The 544-nt window shown below is 70.4% G+C and carries 1 protein-coding gene; it reads left to right on the top strand.

Going from position 1 to position 544, the window contains the following annotated elements:
* Positions 1–544 (top strand): VWA domain-containing protein (locus tag A5688_RS11690; protein WP_120312529.1); only part of this gene is annotated, 544 nt, incomplete at both ends.

Here is a 544-nt window from a genome sequence, read left to right as displayed (position 1 = left end):
CTCGCCGCCTCGCTGGTGTTGCTGACCACCGCGATGGCCGGGCCGACGTCGGACGTGCGGATTCCGCTCAACCGCGCGGTCGTGATGCTGGTGATCGACGTGTCGGAGTCGATGGCCTCCAACGATGTGCCACCCAACCGCCTCGCCGCCGCCAAGGAGGCCGGCAAGCAATTCGCCGACCAGCTGACCCCGGCGATCAACCTGGGGCTGGTGGAGTTCGCGGCCAACGCCACGCTGCTGGTTCCGCCGACGACCAACCGCGGCGCGGTGAAAGCGGGCATCGACAGCCTGCAGCCGGCCCCGAAAACCGCGACGGGAGAAGGCCTGTTCACCGCGCTGCAGGCGATCGCGACGGTTGGCTCGGTGATGGGTGGCGGCGACGGCCCGCCGCCGGCGCGGATCGTGCTGGAATCCGACGGCGGCGAGAACAAGCCCTCCAATCCCGGCGATCCGCACGACGGCGTCTACACCGCGGCGCGGCTGGCCAAGGACGAGGGCGTGCCCATCTCGACGATCTCGTTCGGGACCAAGGGCGGCGAGATCG

This window comes from Mycobacterium mantenii, assembly GCF_001667865.1.
Taxonomy (GTDB): domain Bacteria; phylum Actinomycetota; class Actinomycetes; order Mycobacteriales; family Mycobacteriaceae; genus Mycobacterium; species Mycobacterium mantenii_A.
The sequence above is the reverse complement of the archived record's forward strand: the minus strand, read 5'-3'. Positions and strand labels throughout refer to the sequence as shown.